The organism is Candidatus Thiosymbion oneisti (assembly GCF_900092655.1).
GTDB classification, from domain to species: Bacteria; Pseudomonadota; Gammaproteobacteria; order Chromatiales; family Chromatiaceae; genus Thiosymbion; species Thiosymbion oneisti.
The window spans coordinates 1-1,673 of the sequence record NZ_FLUY01000207.1 but is presented as its reverse complement, the minus strand read 5'-3'; the positions used below and the strand labels follow the sequence as shown (position 1 = coordinate 1,673).

Here is a 1,673-nt window from a genome sequence, read left to right as displayed (position 1 = left end):
ACGCCTAAAATACCTATTTTTTCCTTGCATAACATAACCTTAGCATGCAGTTGTAGATGCTAAAGTTATCTAGACCCACATATAAAAGAATAATAAAAGGACACCCACTTTGTTTTGCGCGAATCGGGGGCTTTCGTTTGGTAGGACGGTGAGGTACATTCCTGATGGGAGAGCTACCCGTTGCCTTATACCATCGAGTATTCACCTGATGCGGAGGATCATCTCCGGGCTTTGGCGGCTCGACAAAGATCGATCGTTCTCGATTCGCTGGATAACCAACTCGCGCATCAGCCGGGCGTAGAGACGAGGAATCGAAAGCCCATGCGTCCCAATCCGGTAGCACCTTGGCACCTTGAAAAAGGACACCCACTTTGTTTTGCGCGGGTCGGGTGCTTTCGTCTGGTAGGACGGTGGGGTACATTCCTGATGGGAGAGCTATCCGTTGCCTTATACCATCGAGTATTCACCTGATGCGGAGGATCATCTCTGTGCTTTGAAGGCTCGACAAAGATCGATCGTTCTCGATTCGGTGGATAACCAACTCGCGCACAGCCGGGCGTAGAGACGAGGAATCGAAAGCCCATGCGCCCCAATCCGGTAGCACCTTGGGAATTGCGCATCGGCGACCTCCGGGCGTACTATGATGTTCTTGAGGAACCTGAAAAACGCGTCTTGGTGCGTGCCGTAGGGATCAAGATCCGTAGTTCGGTCCGGATCGGCGGGGAAGAAGTCCAATTATGAAGACCATCGAAATCGCTGAAGCCCGGGAGGCCCTGGGGCAATATGCCGGACATGGGGAAAATCTCCCTCTTGTGGTTACGGATCACGGTCGTCCGGTTGCTGCGCTGCTTGCGGTCCCAAACGGGGACCTGGAGACCGTGTCTCTGAGTACGAACCCCGCGTTCGTTGCCTTGATAGAGCGTTCGCGTGAAAGACAGAGCAGGGAGGGTGGTGTGTCAAGCCAAGAGATGCGCCGGCGGCTCAAGAACGCACCCAACCAAGGCATCAAGCGCGACAAGCAATAGCCACGACAGCCACGCGCGTTGCACGCGTTCATTGCTTGCGCCTTATGCCCCCGTTAGGCGTTCTATAGAAGTCCCGCAATGGAAGTCAAATTAAGCAAGCAACAAAAAGTCACCGTAAAGGGTGCGGAAGACATTTATCTGATCATGCGCCAAATTCTCCGTCGAGAGAATAAAATCGGTCAAGGTCAGGAACACTTCTGGATGGTGGGTTTGAATCAAGCCAACAAGATCCTCTATATCGAGTTGGTCGCGCTGGGGTCTTCCAACATGGCAAACATCAACCCCAGAGAAGCCTTCCGCATGGCGATTTACAAGCTGGCCGTTCAGGTTATCATGGTCCATAACCACCCCGGTGGGAATGTAACGCCTTCAATCGAAGATCAGGACCTCACCGATCATTTTATTCAAGCGGGAAAATTCCTCAAGGTCGAAGTGATCGATCATCTCATCATCAGCGACGAAACCTATCATAGTTTTGTCGATTCGGGGATCTTCAAGAAACTTCAGGCAAGCGAACGCTGGATTTTGCCTTATAAAGTCAAGAAGAGGATCAAGAATGAAGGGATTCAACTTGGGAAAGAAGAGGGATTAAAAGAAGGGATTCAGTTTGGAGAAAAGAAAGAAAAAGAAAGGGTTATTGAAATAGCA

General features: G+C 50.9%; 2 protein-coding genes. Both read left to right on the top strand.

Annotated features, from left to right (window positions below; genetic code table 11):
• The first annotated feature begins 737 nt into the window (after window positions 1-737).
• The gene (locus BQ17_RS01960; RefSeq protein WP_089724058.1) at window positions 738-1,025 is read left to right on the top strand and encodes a type II toxin-antitoxin system Phd/YefM family antitoxin; all 288 of its coding nucleotides are present in this window, start codon (window positions 738-740) and stop codon (window positions 1,023-1,025) included.
• A gap of 78 nt (window positions 1,026-1,103) precedes the next feature.
• On the top strand, window positions 1,104-1,673 hold a 570-nt coding region (locus BQ17_RS01955; RefSeq protein ID WP_089724057.1), incomplete at its 3' end, for a JAB domain-containing protein.

What these genes read in the sequence shown, in the direction of transcription:
- BQ17_RS01960 (WP_089724058.1), top strand. Translation starts at nt 738, where the DNA reads ATGAAGACCATCGAAATCGCTGAAGCCCGGGAGGCCCTGGGGCAATAT.